This is a genomic window from Paenibacillus contaminans (genome assembly GCF_003285015.1).
In the GTDB taxonomy this organism is placed as follows: Bacteria; Bacillota; Bacilli; order Paenibacillales; family NBRC-103111; genus Paenibacillus_V; species Paenibacillus_V contaminans.
Genome location: NZ_QMFB01000021.1, coordinates 91,470 through 115,288, shown reverse-complemented (window position 1 = coordinate 115,288; position 23,819 = coordinate 91,470). Strand labels below are relative to the sequence as shown.

Sequence of the window (23,819 nt, the reverse complement as noted above, 5' to 3'; positions counted from 1 at the left end):
TTTGCAACGCTCGGGAGGCGTAACGTGACACTTCTTGTCATAATTGTAATTTTAGCCCTGTTGTTCGACTTCATCAACGGATTCCACGATACCGCAAATGCGATTGCGACTTCGGTTTCCACCAAGGCGATGAATCCTAGGTTTGCCGTATTTTATGCGGCGGTTCTCAATTTCGTAGGGGCCGTTACGTTCGAAGGCGTCGCCAAAAACATTGGCGGAAGCATCGCCGATCCTTTTAAGATCGAACATGGACTGGAAATCATCGTCGCAACTCTTATTTCCGCAATACTCTGGAATTTGCTTACTTGGTATTTCGGAATCCCGTCATCCTCTTCCCACACGCTGATCGGGTCCCTTGCGGGAGCGGTTATCGCCGGAGCGGGCTTTAGCGGGCTCAACTGGGCAGGCTTCAATAAAATCATTATTATTTTGATTTTATCGCCGCTTATCGCGTTCGTCGTCGGATTCATTTTCATGAATCTCGTCAAATGGATCGTCAAACTTCTCGGCAACGGCTCTCCGAGCAAGTTCAACCGTACGTTCAGAACGATGCAGATCGTATCGGCGGGCTTGCAGGCTTTCTCTCACGGGACGAACGACGCCCAGAAGGCGATGGGGATTATCGTATTCGCTCTTGTAGCACAGGGACAGCTGACCGAGATGCATGTTCCGCTGTGGGTCAAGCTTTCGGCGGCGACTGCCATGGGCTTAGGAACATCGGTGGGCGGCTGGAAGATCATCAAAACGGTCGGCCGGAAAATTTTCAAAATCGAGCCGATGAACGGCTTCACGTCCGATATCACCGCTTTCTCCGTCTTGCAGACGGCTACGGCGTTCGGGATGCCGCTTTCCACAACTCACGTTATCACGTCTTCGATTATTGGGACAGGCACGGCATTAAGGCCGAAGTCGGTTAACTGGAGCGTCGTCGGACGGATGGTTATGACGTGGGCGATCACGATCCCGATTTCGATGCTGCTTGCTTTCCTTATTTTCAAAGTATTGATTATTTTTATCTAGTAATGGCATGTATATGCCGCAGGGATTTGTTTGCAAACCGCCTTTTGGATGCCTTTGGAGGGGATCGCGGAAAGCGGTTTTTTTGAATTGTCAGAAAGTATATCCTCCGCTGATTGCTCCAATTCCCGGTAAACGCGCTCGTCCTTTAAAGGACGGCGAAGCCGTTTATCCTTGAATTGTCAGAAAGTATATCCTCCGCTGATTGTTCCAATTCCCGGTAAACGCGCTAGTCCTTAAAGGACGGCGAAGCCGTTTATCCTTGAATTCTCAGAAAGTATATCCTCCGCTGATTGTTCCAATTCCCGGTAAACGCGCTCGTCCTTTAAAGGACGGCAAAGCCGTTTATCCTTGGTTTTTTCAGACAGAAATAGCTCCGGAACATTCTGCGTCGGAGCGTTTATGACTTGACGGATCGTTTTGCTGCATAAAAAAGGCTGAGCAGCCCGCTCAGCCTTTTTTATATGAATGTAGTCTTTTAGCCCTATGTCGGACGCCGAGCGAAGCTGCGTCATCCGCCTTCTACTTGAGGATCGAAATCGAGCCTACCAGCGGAAGCGGTTTTACTTGGCCGTTAGCGGCGTTGATGATGCCGATGATCATAAGGATGAAGACGAACAGATTGGCGAACGGCAGCAAAATCCAGCCGATGATCGGAATGATGGTTAAGACCACATTGACGATCAAATAGCCAAGAAAGACGAGCAGTCCTTGATTGGCGTGATACATCGCGAACTTCGAATCCTTGGCCGCCAGCAGTGGAATAAAAAATAAAATATAAGCAAGTATTGCCATCCCTTTGTTGTTCTGTACGTCCGATGGCTCCGGTGATTGTAAATTTGGCTCCAACTTAAACACCTCGCTCGTTTTTTCCATGCGCTTGCTCTTTACTCGTATACTATGTATGCTGTTCACAAATATGACACACATTCTAGCAAATTGTCAATGAGTGGATAGCACTACCTTGGAAAAGCTCCGAGAAATAATTTATTTTCTAATTAAAGGTAATTGTGATACAATATGAAACAACGATTATCGTTCCTATTTGCCATATTTGGGAACCGATTGATAGAGCGTGGTAGAATACATAACAAGCATTAATGACAAGTACTATGCATAGAGATCCGATAAGCGCTTGAGAGGAGTCAGGCCATGAATCGCGCGGCTACGACCGACAAGCCTGATCAATTCGTTTTGCTCCTGCTGCTCGTCCATTTGCTGGCAGGTTGGGCTGTCGTCTCGATTTACGATGGAGTGCGGTACTTGCTACCAGGAACAATCATTGTCATCGCCGGGGCTGTTCTGATGGTTGTTTCAAATAAATGGTGGCGCCAGACGAGCATCTATCATCGGTATTTTCTTTTTTTCGGCCTGCTTAGCTGCGAACCGCAATGGTGGCATATGGATTTTTCGTTCACCGTTCTGATCGTCCACGCGTTGACGATTATTGTCGTGTCCGCGCTATATTTGCAGCCGCTGCTTATTTGGGCGATAGCCGCCTGCTACAGCCTAGGATTCTTGCTGTTCGGCAGAAATGTAATCGCTTTACAACAAGAAACGTCCTCGCTGATGGTACTGCTGTTTCTTGAGCTGTTCATCGTGGCGGGCTTACATATGATCTGTTACATTTACCGCGAAAATATGCTGCTCATCCGCAAGCTGGAGCGCGAGCAAAACTTCGAGCGGCTCGGCCAGCAGCAGCATTTGGCGACGATCGGACAAATCGCGGCTTCTATCGCCCACGATATCCGCAACCCGCTTACCTCCATTCAAGGCTTCGTCCAGCTTATCGAGAAAAATGAGCGCAGAGGCAGCTACCAGGAATATTATCATATTATTCGAACCGAAATTGCGCGTATCGATAAGCTGCTGCGCGAAGTGCTCATGCTTTCCAAATCGCATACGATTGCCGATTCGATACAGGCGGTGCAGCTTGGAGAGCTGCTACAACGGCTTGTCGTTCTGATGCAGCCCGACGCAATCAAGTGGAATATTCAGATCCGGCTGCATCTGCAGAAGGATTTGGTCGTGTCCGGTTCGGAGGAGAAGCTTCAGCAGGTGTTCCTGAATGTGCTGCGCAATGCTTTCGAGGCGGTGCAGGAGAACGGGAATATCGATATTTTGCTGTACGAGGACGAGAATCAGGCGGTTGTCCGCATTCGCGATACGGGGCCGGGCATACCGGAGGATAAGCTGGATAATTTATTTACGCCCTTCTATACGACGAAGGAAGAGGGGACGGGACTCGGGCTTTCCATCTGCCAGTCGATCATTAAAGCGCATGACGGTTCGATATCCGTTCGCAATTTGCCGGAGCACGGGGCCGAGTTTACGATCAACATTCCGCGGGTAACAAGCTTCGACGTTAAAGAATACGCAGCGAGCTCTTGAGGGAGCAAGCTGCGTTTTGTTCGTTACCGCCCGGCAAAAATGTTGTGGAAGCGGTCCTTAATCCCGGTATGAGCCGACAGGAACGCCGTCAATACCCGATCGAGGCTGAAGACACGCCTTATTCGGCTCCGCTCTTCAAACGGCCTTTGACGGACCGGGCATATTCCGTCGGGCTCATGCCGGTCGTTTTTTTGAACGCTTTGGAGAAATAGTGGACGCTGCTGAAGCCGAGCATCCCGGATATTTCCGTCATATTGTACGTCTCGTCGCGAATGAGCTGCTTGGCTTGCTTGATTTTCATGCCTGCGAAATATTCCATAATGGTGCTGCCCGTACTTTTTTTGAACAGGTCCTTAAGGCGGGTTTTGGAAATGTGCAGGGCGTCGCCGATTTCAGCCAGCGAGACGTTCGCGTCCAGCCGCTCCTCCATATAAGCGATCACGCGCTTGATCACTTCGGCGTTGTCATTCTCTCGCGCCGTAGAGGAAAGCGGCTCGCTCGTTTCCGTATGAAAGTCTCTCCGCATCAGCCGGATCAGCAGCATTTCGATGTTAAGCTTGATGAGCTGCTCGCTGCCGAAAGGAGCGTCGTCGCGCCGCGATTCGGACAGGGGATAGCGGAACGGAAAATGGAAGGAAGCCATGCCTTCCTTGACGATTTGCGCGAGCAAATTCCGTTCCTCGTCATTGAGCACGATGACCTGATTTTCGAAATGGCGCATCGCCGGCGATTTGCAGTCGAACGTAAAAACGATCACGTTGGGCGCCTTTCCCTTGTAGGCATAAAAGCTGTGAAATTCGTTCGGCTTGTGAAAAATAATCATGCCCTGCTTGAGCAAATGCCGGGTGGTGTCGGCCATAACTTCGATCTCGCCCTTGTCTACGTACAGCACTTCCCAAAAATCATGCTTCTCGCCGCGAAAAATATAGTGTTTGCCGAATTCGTAGTAGTAAAGCGAAATCAGGTTGTGAATAACGATAGGCCGTTTCAACCGCGTTCGCTGATAGTGATTCTCGTTTGACATTAGCTTCCCCCGACTGTTTTGCTTACCTCCATCATACCTCGCGGCACCTTTTCGGAAAAGATGTCTTCCCGACAAAAAGAACAAAAAATGCGGCTTTCAGGACAAAGAAAACCAAGGATTCTGCTCTTATACTGTAGGTGACTGCGAACGGATTATTTGAGGGAGGCTATCATTTTGAAAATCGGTGTAATCGGGTATGGTGCGCGTATTCGCGGCGTCATTGGAGAGGTGCAGAAACTGTCGCCGGACTGTCAAGTGGCAGCCGTCGTGGACGTAAATCCGGAGAAGAGACAGAAGATCGAGCAGGAAAACGCAGAGGTGCGCACGTTCGAAACGGTGGAGGATATGCTGAACGGCCTGAAGCTGGATGGAATCATGATCGGCACGCGCTGCTCGCAGCATACGCCTATGGCGCTTAAGGCGCTGCCTACCGGGCTTCCGCTTTTCCTGGAAAAGCCGGTGGCTACGAACATGAAAGACGTACGGCGTCTGAAGGAAGGCTATGAAGCGTCCGGCAATCGCAACGTGGTCGTTTCATTCCCGCTGCGGGTCACTTCGCTCGTTCAGATTGTGAAAGAGATTGTCGACTCCGGCAAAATCGGCACGGTGGAGCATGTACAGGCCGTCAACAACGTGCCTTATGGAAGCGTATACTATCAGAACTGGTACCGCGATGAGAGCGAAACGGGCGGATTGTTCCTGCAAAAGGCGACGCATGATTTCGATTATATCAATTACGTGCTGGGCACGAGGCCGGATACCGTCTGCGCCATGATGTCCAAGCAAATTTTCAAAGGGACGAAGCCAGCAGGCCTGAAATGCGTAGACTGCGACGAAAACCGGACTTGTCCCGAAAGCACCGCTTTCCGGACGGACGGGTTGAAGGAAGCTTGGCCGTTCTGCTGTTATGCGGAGGATACGGGCAACGAGGACTCTGGCAGCGCGCTGATCCGCTACGAGTCGGGAATGCACGTTTCGTACTCGCAAAACTTCTTCGCCCGGAATAAAGCGGCTGCCCGCGGAGCCCGGTTCCTCGGCTATAAAGGGACGATCGACTTCGATTTCTACACCGGCCTAGTCAAGGTGTTCATGCACCATTCGACGCGTGTCGAGACGTATGAATTCAGCGGGGACGAAGGACATTTTGGCGGCGATACCGTGCTGGCCAGAAACTTTATCGACTTGATGCAAGGGCAGGCGGAATCCGTTTCGACGCTGGACGACGGATTGCTGAGCGCGCTTCTCTGCTTGAAAGCGAAGGAATCGGCGATTAGCGGAACGTTCCAGCAGATCGATTGGGAATAAAAAGGAAAACGCAGGGATAAGCTAAGTCCATTCCAGCCTGGCGCACGATTCTGCATGCAGCGGACGTGAGCCGGCGCCACAGAAAGGACTCGGTTTGGATGCACTTAGCCCCGATATATTTTCAATTCGCCGAAAGCAGAGCGGCCTATCAGGCGATGGATACGCTGCATGAGCTAGGGTTCCGCGCCAATTGGATCGATCATGCTCATCCGGAGCATAAGCCGACTTTGCAGGTGTATATCGAGAACAACGATTTGACGTCCGCGCTTGAAATTACGCAGTCTTTTGGCGGAACGCTGCTGGAGACGGATGAAGGCGAAAGCGAATCGCAGGCATATACGTCGGCTTACGGACTTAACGGGATCCCGATCCCTGCGCATTTGGTGAACGAGGATTTGCCGGAAGGTTACATGTCCCCGGCGGACGGCGACGGCGGCGCGTTTCGAGGCACGACGTCGGACAACAGCGATGACAAGCCGTTCGATCCTTCGGACGACGACTACAGTCAATTTTCGGCCGGCATTCACATGTAGGTCGAAGCACGCAATGAGGAAGAACGTCCCGCGGCGTTATGGCGGAGGCGTTCTTTTTTTCGTTATGGGGACGGCAATGATTCCATTGAACCACCGGACATGTGGGACTATAATGGGAAGCAAGGCGATTGTGCCGCAAACGGACGGTTTGCTATGACAGGGTACAATATATAGAAAATGCGGCTTTCCCTGAGGAAAGCTACGGGGAGGTGCTGCTAATGGATGAACGCGAACTGCTGGTGCTGGGACTTCTGAAATCGCAAAGGCAGCACGGCTATCAGATTAACGAATTTATCGAGAAAAATCTCGGCCGTGTTTCGGATATGAAAAAAGCGACAGCTTACGCGATTCTGAAACGTTTGAACAAAGCCGGCTATGTCGAGGTGTCGCACGAGCAGGAGGGGAACCGGCCGCCGCGGCAGGTTTATACGATTACTCCGCTTGGCGAGAAGAAGTTCGACGAGCTGCTGCGCTTCTCTCTCGCCAATCACGATCAAGTGACGCCGGCCGGGGACATCGGGCTGATGTTCCTCGATCATTTGCCGAAGGAGGAAGTGACGGCATGCTTGCGGGAACGGCTGCACAAGCTGGAGGAACTGCTGAGCTGGTTCGAAGCTTCTCCGGCGCACGGGCACGGAATCGGCGTCGATTTGTCGAACCGGCACCGCATAGCGCTGCTTCGCTGCGATCGGGATTGGCTGAGTCAGGCGATCAAGGACATTGAGGAAGATCACGGAAACGCGAGCCGGCCGATTTAATTATGAAAAGCGGGTGTTTTGTACGGTAACGGCATACCTGCATATCGGCATACCTGCGTCGGCAAAGCCGAGAAGACCTTTCCATCCATTTTGCGAAAAGGATTTGAATCATGAACCTATTAACGATCGAATCGATTACCAAAAGCTACGGCGAGAAAATATTGTTCGAAAACGCGTCGTTCGGCATCGACGAACACGATAAAATCGGCGTCATCGGTGTGAACGGGACGGGAAAGTCGACTTTTTTGAAGGTGATTGCAGGGCTTGAGCCGCCGGACAGCGGAACCGTGACCAAAGGGAACCGCGTCAGCGTCCGGTATTTGCCGCAAAACCCGCAATTTCTTGAGGGCGCGACCGTATTGGAGCAGCTTTACCAAGGCGATACGCCGGTCATCCGCACGATACGCGCGTACGAGGAAACGATGGCGGCGATCGAGCGCGATCCGTCGGACGCCAAGCTGCAGCAGAGGCTGCTTCAGCTCAGCTCGGAGATGGATGCGCTGGACGCTTGGCAGTTCGAGAGCGATGCCAAAACGATTCTCGGCAAGCTCGGCATCGACCGCTTCGACGCTAAAATCAGCAGCTTGTCCGGCGGTCAGCGGAAGCGGGTGGCGCTGGCGGAAGCGCTTATTCATCCGGCCGACCTGCTCATTCTCGACGAGCCGACGAACCATATCGACAATGAGACGGTCGATTGGCTGGAGCAGTTTCTGAACAAGCGCCGCGGCGCCTTGCTGATGATTACACATGACCGGTACTTTCTGGATCGCGTAGCGAACCGGATGCTGGAGCTCGATCGCGGCAGGCTGTACAGCTATACGGCGAATTACAGCCGGTTTTTGGAGCTGAAGGTAGAGCGGGAAGAGAGCGAGCAAGCTTCGGAGAAAAAGCGGCAAAATCTGCTGCGGACCGAGCTTGCCTGGATACGCCGGGGCGCTAAAGCACGCTCGACCAAGCAAAAGGCGCGGATCGAACGGTTCGAGCAGCTGCAGGATGCGGCACCGGAAGCGCGCGGCGAGCAGCTGGATATTTCGATCGGAGCTACGAGACTGGGCAAAAAGGTGCTCGAAATCGAGCATTTGAACAAAAGCTTCGAGAACCGTGTGCTGCTAGGCGACTTCAGCTATATCGCCCAGCGCGACGACCGGATCGGCATTATCGGGGTGAACGGAAGCGGCAAGTCGACGCTCCTGAATATGATCGCAGGCCGCATAACGCCGGACGGCGGCAAAATCGATATCGGGCAGACGGTAAACATCGGCTATTTTTCGCAGGAAGCGGTCGAAATGAACCCGAATCAGAGGGTGATCGAATATATCAAAGAAGCGGCCGAGGTCGTCCGGACGTCCGAGGGGGAAGCGATATCCGCATCGCAGATGCTGGAGCGGTTTCTGTTTTCCGGCACGATGCAATGGACGCCGATCGGCAAGCTGTCGGGCGGGGAACGGCGCAGGCTGTACCTGCTCCGCGTGCTGATGGGCGCGCCTAACGTGCTGCTGCTCGACGAGCCGACCAACGATCTCGATATTCAGACACTGACCGTTCTGGAAGATTATTTGGATGACTTCCCGGGTGCCGTCATCGTCGTATCCCATGACCGGTATTTTCTTGACCGGACTGTGGAGAAGCTGCTTGTTTTCGAAGGGAACGGCGTTATTTCCCATCATGTCGGCAACTATACGGAATACCGGGAGTTTGCGGGCAAGCAGACAGCCGCGGAGGCGGACAGTGCCGTGAAAAAGCCGCAGCCAGCAGCCAAAAGCGCTGCTCCTGCGGAGCCTCGCAAAGAACGCGCTCTGCGCTTTTCGTACAGCGAGCAGAAGGAGTATGAGCAGATCGACGAACTGATCGCCGGCGCCGAAGCGCGGCTTCAGGAAATCGGCGAGGAGATGAATGCTGCGGCCAGCGATTCTGCGTTATTGCAAAAGCTCGTGACCGAGCAGCAGGAGCAGGAAGCGAAGCTCGATCAGCTGCTTGAGCGCTGGACTTATTTGAACGAGCTGGCCGAACAAATAGCCGGTCAGAAGAAGTAGGCTGCTCGGACGTTTTCCTCTCGGGAAAGCGGGTATCGAACGTAAACGGCAAGGGAGGCGGGTTACCCGCAGGCGTCCCTTCGCCGTTTTTTTTATAAGAAAAAATTGCGTCCGAACCGAACGTTAAGCAAATAGCTTCGTCTTACCTTTCAAGAAGATTAGGAAGGGCGGCGGTCCGCACAATGAATATTTCCATTGAACGATTGACAAAGGCCTATCAGCCGAACATGCTCGCATTGGACGGTATTGACTTGACTATAACGGGCGGCATGTTCGGACTGCTCGGGCCGAACGGAGCGGGCAAAAGCACGCTGATGCAAATTATGGCGACGCTGCTTGCGCCGACGGAAGGAACGATCCGCTTCGGCGATTACCGGCTCGGCAAGGACGATCATGAAATTCGCCGCGCGTTAGGCTACTTGCCCCAATATTTCGGCTTATACCAGAAGCTTACGGGCGAGGAGTTCCTGACGTATATCGCAACGCTCAAGGGTTATACGGCGACGGCCGACCGCCGCAAGCGGGTAACGGAGATGCTGGAGAAGGTCAATTTGGCGGACAAGGCCAAGCGCAAAATAAAGACGTATTCGGGCGGCATGAAGCAGCGTATCGGTATCGCGCAGGCGCTGATCGGCGATCCCCGCGTTATTATCGTCGACGAGCCGACTGCCGGCTTGGATCCGGAGGAGCGCGTCCGTTTTCGCAACCTGCTGGAGGATTTGAGCCTGGAGCGCACCGTCCTGCTATCCACCCATATCGTCGCCGATATCGAAAGCAGCTGCGGAGCAATGGCGGTTATGCGCCAAGGGAAGCTTATATTCAAGGGGGCGCCTGACGAGCTCCTTGCGATGGTTAAAGGCAAAGTATGGACCGGGGCCGTTACGGAACGCGAGCTGCCTCACGTATCGCTGAACGGTAAGGTCGTCAGCCAGCGCAAAACGCGTAATGGCTTCGAGCTGCGCATTCTCGCAGCCGGGCAGCCCTTTGCGGAGGCGGTTCCCGCTATACCGGACCTGGAGGACGGATATATGGCGCTGGCAGGGGTGGATAGCCATGAGTGAGTGGGCGGTGTACTGGCGTACGGAATGGAAGCTGATGCTTCGCGGGCCTTTCCTATGGGTGCTGCTTCTCCTCGGAGCCGGGCACGGATGGCTGGTTTATTCGATAAACGACGATATTTTCGACTACGGCTATTTGATTCACCAATTCGGCTTTTTATACAGCATGCCGATATCGATTCTGACGCTGCTGGCGGGCATTCACGGGGCCAGAAGAGATACGGCTCTGGGGACGAACCGGCTGCTTGGCAGCTTGCCTTACCGGAGCGGTAAGCTGCTCTCTGTCCGTTTTACGGTTACGGCCGTCCCTTTCGTGCTGCTCGGCCTCGTTTCCTCGGGGTTATTGCTCGCGATGTCTGCGTTTCGCTTGGAGGAGAGCGTCGGGCTTGGGCGCAGTTTGCTGGTCATGGCGCCGTTGGCCGCGGGAATGGTATACGCGGTTGCGCTCGGCTGGGCACTGGGCACGCTGGTAAGCGGACGTATCGGATACGTGCTTGGTTTCGCGGTATGGTTCGTCCATGTGTATTTGATGCTGCTGGTCATCGATTCCCGCCTTCCCGCCCCTTTGAACGCTTTATTCAACTTTATGCTTTTCGATCATAAGTCGATGGGCTTCTACAATGACCTGTGGGGATTTCTGAACGACCGCACGTTATGGCTTCATCGTAGTATGTATGCTTTGCTTACATTGCTTGTTTTGTTTATCGTGTGGCTTGCGGAAAAACGCAGGCGCAGAGAGCCGTTCTCCAGGCTCCGCTGCTACGGCCTGCTCGGCGTAACGGCTGTACTCGCTTTATCGGCGCTTGCAGGCTATGCCGCCGTCCGCGGAGAACGAGCAGAGGCATTTCGCGAGCTGGAACGGCAGCAGGAGACGGCTTCCCAACAGATGGAGCAGGCGCCTGCGTTCAGCGTCAGCCGCTACGACTTGAAGCTGACGTATAACGGCTCGGCGGTCGGGATAACGGCCGGGCTGGATGTCGGGCTGCCGCCGAATGAAACGCCTGAGGAGCTAACGTTCACGCTTAGGGATACCTTTAAGATCGAATCGGCGGAAGCGGACGGGAAGGGTGTATCTTTTCGCCGGGAGGGCTCTCTCGTCAGGCTTGACCTTGGGCAGTCCGGCGGCAAGCAAGAGGTCAAGCTGACGCTTACTTATAGCGGCGTTGTCGACGATTGGCGGGTGTTTCATCCGTATGGCAATAACCCCGGGAATATGATCGTTCCGGTTCATATGGTACGGGAGGATCGCGTATTTTTGCCCGGCCAGTATGGCTGGTATCCGCTTCCGGGCAGTCACAGGCTGCTTCGCGTTCAGGATGAAAAGCGCGGCAGCCCCGTCAAGCTGCAGGAGGTTTATCCGGCTGTAGGGCTGTCCGACTATAAGCTGACGGTAGATTTCCCGAATTCGTTGAACTTGTTCAGCAATGCGGAAACGACCGGACGGACGGTTAAGGGAGGAAGGCAAACCGTCACGTTCGAAGGCCGGCAAACCGACGGAATCACGCTGCTCGGCGGGGCGCTGAAAGAGATCGTTGCGGATACGGAGGCACCGAAGCTTAGGGTGATCGTAGGCGGGTTAACCGACGAAAGGGCGGTTAAAGAACTGCTGCCGATTTTGGAGGAGGTCGTCTCGGCGGCCGATGAAGAGCGTAAAATCATGCGGGCGGGTTCGCTCACGATGATGCCGTACGACCTCGTTGACGGTTACGGAGACGGGCGGAACCTTGGCGGGATGATGACGGTCAAAAGCAATCTTTTCCTTTATAGGCATGAAGAAGCCCAATTGAAAGAAATATTCTCCTATGATTACACCTCGTACCTTGATCAGCTTGAAGGAGTAGAGAACGTACGTAAATGACGCCCTGAACTTGCTGTGAACGGCCGGCGCTCCCGGATCAAGGAACTGGGCTAACGAAAGGAGTACGATAATCATGCCGCAGCGAATACGCATCCATTTGAAAATCGTTTGTACGGGCATATCATACGGCGCTCTGCTGTTCGCCCTGCTGCTGTTGACGGCAGCTTGTCTTCTTAAGCCGCTTGGGATTGTGGAGGCCGTTACGCCTTCGCACATTCTGGCGATTTATGAAATCGGATTTCCGCTCGTCGCCGTGTTCTGGTTTTCCCAGCTTGCCGCGGAGGAGTTGGAGGAAGGCGTATTGAAATGGTTGTTTTCATTGCCGGTCCGCGGCTGGCGGCTGCTCGCCGAAAAATGGGCGATCGGTTTGCTGCTGCTGCTTGCCGTCTATTACGTCTCGCTAGCGGCTATCGATTTGGCGGTTGTCGGTCTCGATTGGCGAACCGTTACGTTACAAACGCTGGTTCCCTCGCTCTGGCTCGGCCATTTGACGCTGCTTGCGGCGCTAATCGGCAGAAAAGATGCGGTAGGCATAGCGGCGGGCCTATTTTACTGGGCTACGGAGAGCTTGTCGCGCGGGATGGTGACGCAAAAGCTGTATTTGTTTATGGCGACATTTCCATATGGGGGGGCTGAGGGGGATGTTGTCTGGAACCGCTCGCTGCTTATCTTGATGACGATCGCCGTATGTGCGGCCAGCTTCGCCGTTTTCCGATATAAGCGGCATTTTATGAAATAGCCGGTTTCGGGTCGAAAGGAGGCGCGAAGGTTGCCAGTAAGCGACGAACAATTGCTGCGGGAGCTGCTGAACGGAAATGCGGCGGCTTTGGAAAATATCGTGAACCGGTATCACGTCCCGATTTATACGTATCTGTACCGGATGCTCGGTTCGCCCTCGTTAGCCGAGGATTTGACGCAAGAATGCTTCATCAGGGTAATCGAATACGTTCGCAAAGGGAGGCTGCCGGATTCGTTCCGGCCGTGGATATACAAAATCGCGGCTAATCTTTGCCGGGATTTGTGGCGCAAGCCGTCTTACCGATATGAATGGGTCAACGACGAGGCGCTGCGGGATTTACCGTCCGACCATTCTGTGGCCTCCATCTTCGAGAAGCAGACGGATCGCGAGGCGGTCATTGCGGCAATCGGTCGGCTCGCTCCGGAAAAAAGGAATTTGATCGTGCTGCGCTTTTACCAGGAGCTGAAGCTGGAGGAAATCGCCGGCGTGCTGGACATTCCGCTGGGCACCGTCAAATCGCGGCTGTACCAGTGCTTGTCGGAGCTGCACAGGCTGCTGGCCGACCGGTACGGGGAAGACGCCGGCCAATCGGGCGGGATGAACCGCCAGGCACGGACCAAAGGAAAGGGGGGATATGCATGAATGGAAAAAACGGCAATCCGACCCGTTCGTCCAAGGAGAGGGAGCTATGGGAAGAATTAAACGATGGAAGCGAAGAAAGGCGGGAATCGCTCACGCCGGAGCAAATGAACCGATTAGTCGAAGGGCTTTCCAGATTTACCGTGGAGCCCCCCAAGGCGGACGATACGAAGCGGCTTGCGGCGGCGCTTAGCGCACGGTGGGAAGAAGGGCGTCAGGCTGCAGCGGGACGGAAACGACGCAAGCTGTCCGAAATGGGGCTGCTCGTTCATCTGCTGAGCTGGCTTCGTCCGCAAATTCGATTATTCGCGTGGCCGTTCTGGGTCGTTTCCGCGGCAATTGTGGTGATCGGCGGGTTGCTGGGGGCGTTATTCGGCGAAATAAACGCTGCTCAGCCGCTTGTGTTCGTTGCGCCGCTGCTTGCCGCTTTAAGCGTGTGTTATGTATTCCGTTCGTTCGGAACGCCGATGTTCGAGCTGGAGCTTAGCATGCCCGTTTCGCCTATTCAGCTTGTATTCGGCAGGCTGACGCTGATCGTTGCCTACGATGTCGTACTGACTACGCTTGTATCCTTGCTCGCGAAGCATCCGGCCGATGTCGGCGCCTTTATCGCAAGCTGGCTGATTCCGCTGGGCGTATCCAGTCTTGCCGCGCTTGTCGTCATGTTGTACTACGGCATCCTAAGCGGGCTGCTCATGTCGGTATTCGTCTGGGCCGTTCAGCTTATACTGAACGAACGGCTAGGTATGCTGTATATATTCAGCGGCGAGGCGTACCCGGACTGGCTGGCGAGCAAGCTGATCGGCTTTGGTCTGATTGTCGTCTTGTGCCTGCTTGCCTGGCATAAATCGGCGAAGCTTCGCGTACCGGAAAGGGTGACGGGATGATCATTCGTTTGCGGGGAGCGGTCGTTCGCGACCGTCAAGGAGTTTTGCGGCTGGGTCCCGTCGATTTGCAGCTCGGCAGAGGCTTGACGGGCATTGCGGGGCATAACGGAGCGGGCAAAAGCACGCTGCTCAAGGCGATTTGCCGCATTTATCAGATTCCCGACGCCAATCTTCATATGGAGCTGGAAGGGATTCGGCTTACGCAGCTGGAAGCCCGCATGTCTCTCGGCTACGTGCCGCAGGACATTGCGCTTTACGACGATATGACGCTGCAAGCGTATCTGGCCTATATCGCCGGATTGAAGGGCATTGCGAGGGAACGGACGGACGCGGAGATCGAGCGCGTTTGCGCTGCGTTCGGGATAGAGCGCATGCTGCACCGGAAGCTGAAGCATGAATCGGTGGGTTACCGGCGGACGGCGATGATCGCTCAAGCCTTTCTGGGCGACCCGTCGTTCGTTATGCTCGACGAGCCGTTCGTCGGGCTGGATATGGAGCGGCGAAACGAGCTGCTGGCGTTTCTTTCCGACTATGCGGAGAATGCCGTCGTGGTCGTCGCGAGCCACTTCGTCGAACAGATGGCGACGGGCTTTTATGATCGGATGCTCGTGCTGAAGGAAGGCTTGCTTGCAGGCGATTACGAGGCCGGAGACATCGAGGACGGGATAACGGCTCAATTTGCGAAGCAGTAGAGGGGCAGCTTGCTGATAAAGGCACAGATCGCTAAGGGAGCTTGGCGGTCTGTGCCTTCGAGCCATTCGGAAAGGAATCGCGGCAGCGGCGAGGAGCTTCTCGTCGTACGGATTCCACGACAAGTCGAGCAGCAAACCTTGGAATCAAGCGGTCAATGTACTTGTGAGGAAAACCTCACTGTTAATAAGGCAGAACTCACTATTCAACCGGTAAAAGGTCCATTCTTGCCGACTAATAAGGGAAACGAATAATGAGCTTTTCCTAACTATTCGTTTCGTTTCCCTCACTAACCATCCGGAACAAGCGTCTTAGGCGAGAAACAGTGAGGTTTGCCTCACTGATAGTGAGTTTTTCCTCATTACTTCTCTCCAGAATGCTAGTCATCAATGGGAGGGGTACTCGTCTGAAGCTGCGGCTGGATCGAGACATCCTCCGTCTAATTGACGTAAGCTAGCCGCACCGAGCCGGTGAAAGGCCGTTCTAGGTTACAACCAAGCTTCGGCCTCATAGCCGACAGGAAAACGGCGGAGAAACCGTAAGGCATCGATTAGTGCGTATGCTGCAGCTCCGCAGCGTGCTTGCCCGCCGTGTACCCCGTGACGAACGCCGCCGTAATGTTGTAGCCGCCGGTGTAGCCGTGAATATCGAGTATTTCCCCGCAGAAAAAAAGTCCATCCGTCAGCTTCGACTGCATCGTGCCCGGATCGATTTCCTTCAGATTGACGCCGCCTCCGGTAACGAACGCTTCCTCGATCGAGAGGGTGCCGTTCACATCGACCGGGAAAGCCTTAAGCAGCTTCGAAAGCTCGGCCCAAGGCTGCTTCGGAATGTTGTCGAAGGTAATGTCCGAGTCTATCCCGGCTTTGCTTAGCAGGAGCGGGATAAGCCGTTCCTGCAGCAATCCCTTGAGCACGTTCCGAACCGCTTTTTTCGGCTCGCTTTTGGCAAGGGACAGCGACTCGGCGAACAGCTCGTCGGCGCGCTTGTCCGGAAACAGATCGATCGTCAGCCTCACGGACGGCGCGCCGGATTGCTTCAGCGCCTTCACGACGAACTGGCTGCAGCGCAGCGCCGTCGGTCCCGAAAGGCCGAAGTGGGTGAACAGCAGGTCGCCTTCGTGCTCGATAAGCTTTTTGCCCTTGGCGTTCCATACCGACAGCGTGATGTCACGCAGGCTAAGGCCTTGCAGCTCCTTGCTGCGAATCCACGGCTCACGCGAGGTGAGCGGTACCTCGGTCGGATAAAGCTCCGTGATCGTATGCCCGGCCGCTTCCGCCCAGGCATAGCCGTCGCCCGCCGAGCCTGTGTGCGGCACCGATTTGCCTCCTGTGGCGATAATAACGGCGTCGCAGCCGATCGTCTCGCCCGAGCGCAGGCGGATGCCGGTCACGCGCCCGTCTCCGTAAAGCACTTCGGCCACAGGATGATTGACGCGCGTGCAGACGCCAAGGCTCCTCGCTTTGCCTACCAGCGCGTCCACAACCGTTTTGGCCCGATCGGAAACGGGAAACATGCGGCCGCGGTCTTCTTCCTTCAATCGTATGCCGAGATCCTCGAAAAAACGGATGATATCCCGGTTGCTGAACGTCGCAAAAGCGCTGTGAAGAAACCGGCCGTTACCTGGGATATGCTTAATGAGTTCGTCAATTTCTTTGGCGTTGGTCACGTTGCAGCGGCCGCCGCCGGAAATGCCGAGCTTGCGCCCCAGCTTGTCGCCCTTATCGATCAGCAGCACCTCAGCGCCGTGAGATGCCGCCGCAATACCGGCCATTAACCCGGAGGGGCCGCCCCCGATGACGATTACGTTAGTGTTCAATGTGCGTGCTCCTTACCCGTTACGTTCGTTTACCGCCATTCTAGCGCAACGGCGGAGGGAAGTAAAATATTCTATTGCACCGCAGGAGGGGCGGCGGGCTTGTTATTAAGCAACTGTATACAATTAAAGAAGATCGCCCTCACCTAACCGAGATGGTTTGGTAGAGGGCGATTGTAACGATTAGCGAGTTTGGGATCTCTAAGCAGTCCAAGGTAAAAAGTGATAATCGCTGACAGCGGAAATAAAAACAAGTCATAAATATGATAACGCTTACTTTCTGTCCTTGCTACAATTATATTTAAGAAAGTACAGCACACGAGTGCCAGTGTTTTGTGTATTGCTCGTCCCGACGCAATATGTGAATTGACAGCAACGGCTGTAATTTTTAAGGAGGATTTATGAAAGAGCTGCTCAACATTTCCATCAATGAAAACGGACTTTATTTCGAAGCGGAAGTGACAGAAAGCAGGGAGGTCCGGCTGCTGCATTTCTCACCGTTCCCGTTGGCCGTGCATGAGCTTGAGGCCGAAGAAGTGCGGCGCAAATTTCGCATCGTTGAAATTCAAATGACCGGACTGGATCAGGACGATCATCACGGCTCCAAATATACCGGCACAATGCCGGGCAGTCGCTTGAAATATGTCAAACATAACGACAGGCGCAATTCGCATGGCCGGAAGCTGGAAATCGTCATGGAGGATGAAGGACTTTTTGTAACGGCACACTACCAATTTTTCAGCCAAATTCCGGTCGTGCGCGCCTGGACTGAAATTACGAATCGCTCCGCCGGCTCGGTTGCGCTAGAATATGTATCCTCCTTCGCTTTGACCGGTATCGCCAAGGGAGGGGCTTCGAGCTGGGAGCGTCAAGGCCGCTTGTATGTCGCGCATAATACGTGGCACGGCGAAATGCAGTGGAGAAGCAATACGATGCCGGAGCTCGGTTTGACGCAAGCGAACGCTTCGTCCCTGAAGCGGCTTTCTTACAGCACGTCAGGAACATGGTCGTCTGCCGGCCTGATCCCGATGGGCTGTTTTGAGAACAGCGAACAGGGCACCGCTTTAATCTGGCAAATCGAACACAACGGTTCCTGGCACTGGGAAATCAGCGACGCGGCGAACCACCTTTACTTGCAGGTAAGCGGCCCGACGGAAAATGAAAACCATTGGTGGAAAAAACTTGCCCCGGGCGAATCGTTTCATTCGGTCCCGGTTGGCGTCGGTATCGTCGAAGGAGGCTTCGAACAGGCTGTCGGCGAATTGACCCGTTACCGCCGGGCGATCAGGCGGCCCAACCGGGACAATGAACGGCTGCCCGTTATTTTCAACGATTATATGAACTGCTTGTTTGCCGATCCTACGACGGAGAAAATTATGCCGTTGGTCGATGCTTCCGCGCGCGCGGGATGCGAATATTACTGCATTGATGCAGGCTGGTACGCGGACGAGGGCTGGTGGGATACGGTCGGAGCATGGCAGCCCTCAGAGGTGCGATTCCCCGGCGGTCTGAAGGAAGTGACGGACTATATTCGGAGCAAGGGAATGGTTCCGGGTTTATGGCTGGAGCTTGAAGTGATGGGGGTGCGATGTCCGCTTGCAAGCAAAGTGAGCGACGACTGGTTTTTCGTTCGGCATGGAGAACGGGTGATCGATCATGGCCGCTACCAGCTGGATTACCGCAATCCCGAAGTGGTGAAGTATGCGAATGAAGTGATTGATCGGCTTGTGAAGGAATATGGGATCGGTTATATCAAAATGGACTACAACATTAACGCGGGGATCGGCACCGAGATTAACGCGGACAGCTTCGGGGACGGCCTTCTCCAGCATAATCGCGCCTATCTCCAATGGCTCGACAACGTATTCGAGCGATATCCCAAGCTCGTCATCGAAAACTGCGCAAGCGGGGGAATGCGTATAGATTATGCGCTGCTTAGCCGCCATAGCGTCCAGTCGAGCAGCGATCAGACGGACTACCGCAAATATGCCGCGATTGTTGCGGGAGCTCCGGCGGCGCTAACCCCCGAGCAATGTGCGGTTTGGTCCTATCCGCTGAGGGACGGCTCCGAGGAAGAAGTCATTTTCAACCTCGTCAATTGCATGTTGATGAGAGTGCATCAGAGCGGTCATTTGGCGGAAATTTCAGCGAATCGTTTCGAGCTTATTCGGGAAGGATTGGAATTTTATAAGAAAATTCGAAAGGATTTGGCTGGCGGGTTACCTTTTTGGCCGCTAGGGCTGCCCTCGTATGGAGATTCATGGCTAAGTCTGGGGCTGCGTTGCGAGGATAAAGCGTACTTGGCGGTATGGCGTCTGGAAAGCGATGAGGATACCGTTGAATTGCCGTTGCCGGAGTTTAAACATAGGACAACTGCCATTCGCTGCGGATATCCGCAACGACAAGACTGCGACTGGTACTGGGATCGGGAATGCGGGAAATTGACGATAACCATGCCGTCCATAAATAGCGCCAGGCTCTTTGAATTCGTGATGGAGTAACCTGAAATGCATCGCCTTCCGCTTTGTCTGCACGGCAAATAGGGGGCGATTTTTATATCGAATTCTACATTCAGAAAGGATGGATACGGAATGGAGATCGGATCGTTGTTCCAACCTTTGCTGCTGCAGCAGCATTTCGAGCCTCAAATGATGGGTTATTATTTCAAGCAGTATCAGAACCTGCGGATGAATTTCCATAATCACAACTCAACGGAAATTATGTATGTGATCAGCGGAGAATGCCGCGTCGAGCTTAAGCTGGAGACTGGCATAAAAAGCGTGGCAATGAAAAAAAGCGAGTTCATTTTGCTTGACGGTAATGTCCCGCATCGTCTCATTGTCGATGAAGTCGCCTGCAGAATGTTAAACGTTGAATTTCACTTCAGCGAGCGTCAAGACATTTTTCCTTCGATGAAGGAGCTGGCGGAGAAGGAAGAGGCGCTTGCAGCCCTTATCCGTTTTCCGGATTCCTATTTGGTGCTGGCCGACCCGGATGAACTGTACCATGTGCTTAAGAGTCTCGTGTTTGAACTGGACAATCAACGTTTGGAAACCGGAGTAATGGTCGGACTGCTGTTCATGCAGCTGCTTATCCGAATCTCGCGGCTTTGGGAACAATTCAAGGAGGGACAGCCGCAGACAGACTACTATATCAAGCAATGCATTCAGTTTTTGCAGCATAATTACGACCGTCAAATACGCGTTAAGGAGATCGCCGCGCATGTCAATCTGCATGTGGGCTATCTTCAACGTATTTTTAAATCCATTACCGGTTCGACGATTACGGAATACTTGACTTCCCTGCGAATGGAGAAGGCAAAATTGCTGCTGATGAGAACCGATATTCCGATTATCGATATTTCCGAATATGTCGGAGTAGGCAGCCGGCAGCATTTTCATTCGCTATTTAAACAATATACGGGCCGGACGCCGGTAACATATCGCAATTCTGTTGATAAACAACGTTATAAATATAAATTAAGTGATTATTCATGACAGTGGGAAACTGATCAAGTCAGAATTCTGGTAACGCTTTCTTTACGACGCTTGATACAATTGTAATTGTTAGAATTTATCGGAATTAAGTCCAATATTTAAGAATGTCGAATCGCAATTAGAGAAGGGGGTGGTTGCCGGAATCAGCAGCGAATCGGACGGAAAACCTGGTTCTCTTTGCCTGCGTATTCCGCATCCGGATGGCGGGAAGCCATTCAGCGTAACGGGCGAAGCATACTCTGCCGCTTGTGAAACGGTTACGGTAGAGATGTTTACCGGAAGCGCTGAAATCCAATTGTATTTCTGATTTTACCAACACAAAAGGGACGGGATTAGTATGGGTGTTAGAAAATCGTCTGTTTTATCCATTATTTTTATCCTTATGCTTTCACTTGTAGTATCGGCTTGTTCTTCCAACGGCAAACCCGCATCCACAGCTACAGGAGCGGACGGCGGTACGCAAACACCGGCAACCAACGGCGAAAAAACAAAGATTCGGTTCTCGACCTGGTACGGCCCCGGCGATATAGAAATTTGGAAAAACGTCATTGATCGGTTTCAAACGGACAATCCGAACATTACCGTGGAATTTGAACCGCTTGAATGGGGAGCTTACTGGCAGAAGCTGCAAACCCAGCTTGCTTCGAAATCGGCTGCCGATGTAATAGGCATGCATGTAGGAATCGTTTACGGATACGTAGAGAAAAATCAGCTTGCTCCGCTCGACGATTATTTGAAAACGTATGACCGCAAAGATCAACTTTCCCAATCGCTTCTTGCCGAAGGCCAATGGCCGAAAGATAATCCTAAGCAATTTGCATTGCCATGGCATGTTACGGGGGCAGCTTTGTTCGTTAATATGACGGCTTTTAAGGAAGCCGGTATCGCTTATCCGGAAAACGGCTGGACCGTCGACGAATTCAAGGCCGCAGCGAAGAAGTTGACAACGGATAAAAGGTTTGGCTTTTCCGTCCCTTCATTCTCGATGGCCGCCGGTTTGGCAGGCGCTTTCGGCACCGAACCTACGACAGCGGACAAGCTGCACAGCAACTACAATTCGCCGGAAATGCTGACCTTCAAAACATGGCTGCACGACCTTATTTGGAAAGACAAGGCGGCTCCAAATCCAAAGGATCTCGACAAAAATATCGATCCGTTCGTAGCAGGCAAAGTGGCGATGTCCATGGGCGGCGCTTGGAATTTTCCGGTATATCGCGACATTAAGGATTTTGAATGGGATATTGCGCCGATGCCGAGCAAAGACGGGAAAACAAAAACGTATGCCGGGCCGGATATGCTCAGTATTACGCAAGATAGCAAAAACAAAGAAGCGGCGTGGAAGTTCATGCAATTTGTCACCTACAATCAGAAAGCTCAAGAGCTGCTTCGGGCGACTGGCGTTCCAATGCTTAAAGAAGACTTGCAAAATGCCGCACTGGTTAATGAAATAGCCGCTCAAAAACCTGCGCACTTTAAAGTATTCTTGGAGGGCGTTACCAACAACGGGGTCGGGTACGCCTTTACGAAAAAGTTTTTTGAAATCAGCCAGTTGGAACTTGATGCCGACGTTAAAATTATGGAAAACGCGAGTGCGGATATCAAAAAGGAACTGGAAACGCTCCACGAACAAGTTAATAAAGAATTCGCAAAACAATAATCATCAAGAAAGGGGATAGTGGCAATAAGGCTATCCCCTATTAAGGCGGTGTAACTTTTGCGCGATACACACTCTAGCGTAATTGAAAGAAAGCCGGCGAAGAAGAAGTTTTTGAGTCCGGACGCATTATGGGCATTTATTTTGCTAATCCCGTTATTATTGGGTATTGCTTTAGTTTATTTTTCGGCTTTATTCGGTTTTGCCATGAGTTTTACAAGCTGGGATATTGTGCGCAAAGCGGAATGGGTCGAGATGTCCAATTACCGAACGATGATCGGGGACGAACTGGTTTGGAAAGCGATGCGCAATACGCTGTTTTTCCTGCTCATCACAATACCGGCAAAGCTAGTTATCGGATTTTTTCTTGCGGTATTGTTAAACCAGAAGCTGCGAGGCATCCAATTATTCCGGCTTACTTACTTTTTTCCTACGGCTTGCTCGGTTGTGGCCATCGCCTTGGTATGGGGGTATTTGTATGGCGCAAACGGTTTTCTTAATCAAATTCTGCAGAGTTTCGGGCTCTCTAAAGTCTATTGGATGGATGAGAGTCATGCGATGGGTTCGATCGCTATTATGACATTGTGGAGTGGAATGGGGTACATTGCATTGCTCTTCCTGGCAGGACTGCAAAACGTACCCCCGGACTTCTACGAAGCCAGTCGGGTTGACGGCGCGTCAAAATTTCAGCAGATGTGGAAAATTACGATCCCATTGGTTACTCCGACCACGTTTTTTATCCTTGTTACGCAGATTATTGCGGCATTCCAGATGTTTGGCGAAGTTTATTTGCTGAAGGGGCCGTCCAATTCGACGTTAACTATTGTGCAATACATATTCAAAGAGGCTTTTCAGGGATTCCGAATGGGTTATGCTTCGGCATTGTCCTACATTTTGATCATCATCATCTTAATCATTACGGTGATTCAATTAAGAATTCAGAAGAGATGGGTGCATTACGATCTATAACGCTTTTTGCGTTTCGGTTATGTCTGGGTCATACACCTTCAATACGCCCGGCAGCAATAAAAAATCCCCTGCGAAGGTATTCCAATAACCGGAGGACCTGATGAAGACTACTAATGAGAACATTCCGCTTTCGCTTAAAGTAATCTGCTATGCCATTCTGCTCGGATTGAGCCTGGTCATCGTCTTCCCGTTTTTATGGCTGTTGCTTTCAACGTTTAAAAGCAGCTACGAAATCATTTCCGGCACCAACTTTTTTCCCAAAAAATGGACGTTTGATAACTACGTCACCATTTTAACCGAAATACCTATGCTGTCTTTTTTTAAGAATAGTGTGTTTGTGTCCGTTTTGGCCACGTTAGGCGGCGTCTTCGCCAGCGCTATGTCAGCCTTCGTATTCGCAAAGCTGCAGTTCAAGGGGCGTGAAACGTTATTTGCGATGGTGCTCGTCGTTATGATGATACCTTCGGTTGTGACGATGATTCCCTTATTTATTATTATCAAGACGGTAGGATTGATGGATAGCTTATGGGCGCTTATTTTACCCAGTTGGACAGGCTCTGCATTCGGCGTGTTTTTCCTAAGGCAGCACATGATGGCCGTCCCAGACGCTTTATACGAGTCTGCCAAGCTGGAAGGCTGCAGTCCGTTCCGAATTTTCATCTCGATCTTTCTTCCGCTTGTCAAAGCGGCGTTAGCTACGCTGGTCGTGCTCAATTTTATTGCTCATTGGAACGATTTGATCAGTCCGTTAATTTACTTGAACTCGCCTGAGAAGATGACGATTACCGTAGGGATATCCTATTTCCGAGGACAGTATGTCACCAACTATCCGGTCGTGCTGGCAGGTATTTTTCTCAGCTTGATCCCGACGGCATCGGTGTTTTTGTTCGCTCAAAAATATTTGACCAAAGGCATGCTCATAAGTGGATTGAAGTAATTCCGGCAGTAAAA

20 protein-coding genes are annotated in these 23,819 nt (G+C 52.6%); 17 read left to right on the top strand and 3 right to left on the bottom strand.

From position 1 onward, the window contains the following. Nucleotides 1-24: 24 nt before the first annotated feature. Nucleotides 25-1,020, top strand: a complete 996-nt coding sequence (locus DQG23_RS28815; RefSeq protein WP_113034502.1) for an inorganic phosphate transporter — start codon at nt 25-27, stop codon at nt 1,018-1,020. A 519-nt stretch (nt 1,021-1,539) separates the two neighbouring features. Here DQG23_RS28815 and DQG23_RS28805 read toward each other — a convergent pair. Continuing rightward, nucleotides 1,540-1,875, bottom strand: coding sequence for a DUF4870 domain-containing protein (locus tag DQG23_RS28805; RefSeq protein WP_420330259.1), 336 nt, complete (start codon nt 1,873-1,875; stop codon nt 1,540-1,542). Between the two features lie 294 nt (nt 1,876-2,169). Here DQG23_RS28805 and DQG23_RS28800 point away from each other — a divergent pair, with 294 nt between their 5' ends. Next, the gene (locus DQG23_RS28800) at nt 2,170-3,408 is read left to right on the top strand and encodes a two-component system sensor histidine kinase NtrB (protein ID WP_113034499.1); all 1,239 of its coding nucleotides are present in this window, start codon (nt 2,170-2,172) and stop codon (nt 3,406-3,408) included. Between the two features lie 118 nt (nt 3,409-3,526). On the opposite strand, the gene DQG23_RS28795 is transcribed toward DQG23_RS28800, so the two are convergent. Further along, nucleotides 3,527-4,432 (bottom strand): helix-turn-helix domain-containing protein, encoded by a 906-nt coding sequence (locus DQG23_RS28795; protein WP_113034498.1) that lies wholly within the window; start codon nt 4,430-4,432, stop codon nt 3,527-3,529. A 174-nt stretch (nt 4,433-4,606) separates the two neighbouring features. On the opposite strand from DQG23_RS28795, the gene DQG23_RS28790 reads away from it, so the two are divergent. The 10 genes from DQG23_RS28790 to DQG23_RS28745 all read left to right on the top strand — a co-directional run bounded on the left by DQG23_RS28790 (nt 4,607) and on the right by DQG23_RS28745 (nt 14,934). After that, the gene (locus DQG23_RS28790; protein ID WP_113034497.1) at nt 4,607-5,737 is read left to right on the top strand and encodes a Gfo/Idh/MocA family protein; all 1,131 of its coding nucleotides are present in this window, start codon (nt 4,607-4,609) and stop codon (nt 5,735-5,737) included. A gap of 98 nt (nt 5,738-5,835) precedes the next feature. Beyond that, nucleotides 5,836-6,270 (top strand): hypothetical protein, encoded by a 435-nt coding sequence (locus DQG23_RS28785; RefSeq protein WP_113034496.1) that lies wholly within the window; start codon nt 5,836-5,838, stop codon nt 6,268-6,270. Between the two features lie 218 nt (nt 6,271-6,488). Then, nucleotides 6,489-7,028 carry a PadR family transcriptional regulator gene (locus DQG23_RS28780; protein ID WP_113034495.1) on the top strand — a complete coding sequence of 180 codons (540 nt, stop codon included), beginning with the start codon at nt 6,489-6,491 and terminating at the stop codon, nt 7,026-7,028. Between the two features lie 110 nt (nt 7,029-7,138). Next, complete coding sequence (locus DQG23_RS28775) at nt 7,139-9,061, top strand: ABC-F family ATP-binding cassette domain-containing protein (protein ID WP_113034494.1); 1,923 nt, start codon at nt 7,139-7,141, stop codon at nt 9,059-9,061. A gap of 182 nt (nt 9,062-9,243) precedes the next feature. Further along, entirely contained in the window at nt 9,244-10,122 is an 879-nt protein-coding gene (locus tag DQG23_RS28770; protein ID WP_113034493.1) for an ABC transporter ATP-binding protein, read from the top strand. Next, nucleotides 10,115-11,977, top strand: coding sequence for a hypothetical protein (locus tag DQG23_RS28765; RefSeq protein WP_113034492.1), 1,863 nt, complete (start codon nt 10,115-10,117; stop codon nt 11,975-11,977). The genes DQG23_RS28770 and DQG23_RS28765 overlap by 8 nt, the downstream gene beginning before the upstream one ends. 73 nt (nt 11,978-12,050) lie before the next feature. Beyond that, the gene (locus tag DQG23_RS28760) at nt 12,051-12,716 is read left to right on the top strand and encodes a hypothetical protein (protein WP_113034491.1); all 666 of its coding nucleotides are present in this window, start codon (nt 12,051-12,053) and stop codon (nt 12,714-12,716) included. 30 nt (nt 12,717-12,746) lie between these two features. After that, nucleotides 12,747-13,358 (top strand): RNA polymerase sigma factor, encoded by a 612-nt coding sequence (locus tag DQG23_RS28755; RefSeq protein WP_113034490.1) that lies wholly within the window; start codon nt 12,747-12,749, stop codon nt 13,356-13,358. Continuing rightward, nucleotides 13,355-14,242 carry a hypothetical protein gene (locus tag DQG23_RS28750; RefSeq protein WP_113034489.1) on the top strand — a complete coding sequence of 296 codons (888 nt, stop codon included), beginning with the start codon at nt 13,355-13,357 and terminating at the stop codon, nt 14,240-14,242. Before DQG23_RS28755 ends, DQG23_RS28750 begins: the two co-directional genes overlap by 4 nt. Further along, nucleotides 14,239-14,934: an ATP-binding cassette domain-containing protein gene (locus DQG23_RS28745; RefSeq protein ID WP_113034488.1), complete on the top strand. Its 696-nt coding sequence runs from the start codon at nt 14,239-14,241 to the stop codon at nt 14,932-14,934. The genes DQG23_RS28750 and DQG23_RS28745 overlap by 4 nt, the downstream gene beginning before the upstream one ends. A gap of 548 nt (nt 14,935-15,482) precedes the next feature. Here DQG23_RS28745 and DQG23_RS28740 read toward each other — a convergent pair. Continuing rightward, complete coding sequence (locus tag DQG23_RS28740) at nt 15,483-16,751, bottom strand: BaiN/RdsA family NAD(P)/FAD-dependent oxidoreductase (RefSeq protein ID WP_113034487.1); 1,269 nt, start codon at nt 16,749-16,751, stop codon at nt 15,483-15,485. Between the two features lie 398 nt (nt 16,752-17,149). Here DQG23_RS28740 and DQG23_RS28735 point away from each other — a divergent pair, with 398 nt between their 5' ends. From DQG23_RS28735 to DQG23_RS28715, 5 genes are all read left to right on the top strand, one after another. Next, the gene (locus DQG23_RS28735; RefSeq protein WP_113034486.1) at nt 17,150-19,249 is read left to right on the top strand and encodes a glycoside hydrolase family 36 protein; all 2,100 of its coding nucleotides are present in this window, start codon (nt 17,150-17,152) and stop codon (nt 19,247-19,249) included. Nucleotides 19,250-19,339: 90 nt separating this feature from the next. Continuing rightward, entirely contained in the window at nt 19,340-20,245 is a 906-nt protein-coding gene (locus DQG23_RS28730; protein WP_113034485.1) for an AraC family transcriptional regulator, read from the top strand. Nucleotides 20,246-20,582: 337 nt separating this feature from the next. Next, the gene (locus tag DQG23_RS28725; protein ID WP_113034484.1) at nt 20,583-21,902 is read left to right on the top strand and encodes an ABC transporter substrate-binding protein; all 1,320 of its coding nucleotides are present in this window, start codon (nt 20,583-20,585) and stop codon (nt 21,900-21,902) included. A 57-nt stretch (nt 21,903-21,959) separates the two neighbouring features. Beyond that, nucleotides 21,960-22,868 carry a carbohydrate ABC transporter permease gene (locus tag DQG23_RS28720; protein WP_113034483.1) on the top strand — a complete coding sequence of 303 codons (909 nt, stop codon included), beginning with the start codon at nt 21,960-21,962 and terminating at the stop codon, nt 22,866-22,868. A 100-nt stretch (nt 22,869-22,968) separates the two neighbouring features. Continuing rightward, nucleotides 22,969-23,805, top strand: a complete 837-nt coding sequence (locus DQG23_RS28715; protein WP_113034482.1) for a carbohydrate ABC transporter permease — start codon at nt 22,969-22,971, stop codon at nt 23,803-23,805. Nucleotides 23,806-23,819 lie beyond the last annotated feature (14 nt).

Excerpts from the sequence above, each read along its gene's own strand:
- DQG23_RS28800 (WP_113034499.1), top strand. The coding sequence starts at position 2,170 with ATGAATCGCGCGGCTACGACCGACAAGCCTGATCAATTCGTTTTGCTC.
- DQG23_RS28795 (WP_113034498.1), bottom strand. The coding sequence starts at position 4,432 with ATGTCAAACGAGAATCACTATCAGCGAACGCGGTTGAAACGGCCTATC.
- DQG23_RS28785 (WP_113034496.1), top strand. The coding sequence starts at position 5,836 with ATGCACTTAGCCCCGATATATTTTCAATTCGCCGAAAGCAGAGCGGCC.
- DQG23_RS28780 (WP_113034495.1), top strand. The coding sequence starts at position 6,489 with ATGGATGAACGCGAACTGCTGGTGCTGGGACTTCTGAAATCGCAAAGG.
- DQG23_RS28775 (WP_113034494.1), top strand. The coding sequence starts at position 7,139 with ATGAACCTATTAACGATCGAATCGATTACCAAAAGCTACGGCGAGAAA.
- DQG23_RS28770 (WP_113034493.1), top strand. The coding sequence starts at position 9,244 with ATGAATATTTCCATTGAACGATTGACAAAGGCCTATCAGCCGAACATG.
- DQG23_RS28765 (WP_113034492.1), top strand. The coding sequence starts at position 10,115 with ATGAGTGAGTGGGCGGTGTACTGGCGTACGGAATGGAAGCTGATGCTT.
- DQG23_RS28760 (WP_113034491.1), top strand. The coding sequence starts at position 12,051 with ATGCCGCAGCGAATACGCATCCATTTGAAAATCGTTTGTACGGGCATA.
- DQG23_RS28750 (WP_113034489.1), top strand. The coding sequence starts at position 13,355 with ATGAATGGAAAAAACGGCAATCCGACCCGTTCGTCCAAGGAGAGGGAG.
- DQG23_RS28745 (WP_113034488.1), top strand. The coding sequence starts at position 14,239 with ATGATCATTCGTTTGCGGGGAGCGGTCGTTCGCGACCGTCAAGGAGTT.
- DQG23_RS28735 (WP_113034486.1), top strand. The coding sequence starts at position 17,150 with ATGAAAGAGCTGCTCAACATTTCCATCAATGAAAACGGACTTTATTTC.
- DQG23_RS28730 (WP_113034485.1), top strand. The coding sequence starts at position 19,340 with ATGGAGATCGGATCGTTGTTCCAACCTTTGCTGCTGCAGCAGCATTTC.
- DQG23_RS28725 (WP_113034484.1), top strand. The coding sequence starts at position 20,583 with ATGGGTGTTAGAAAATCGTCTGTTTTATCCATTATTTTTATCCTTATG.
- DQG23_RS28715 (WP_113034482.1), top strand. The coding sequence starts at position 22,969 with ATGAAGACTACTAATGAGAACATTCCGCTTTCGCTTAAAGTAATCTGC.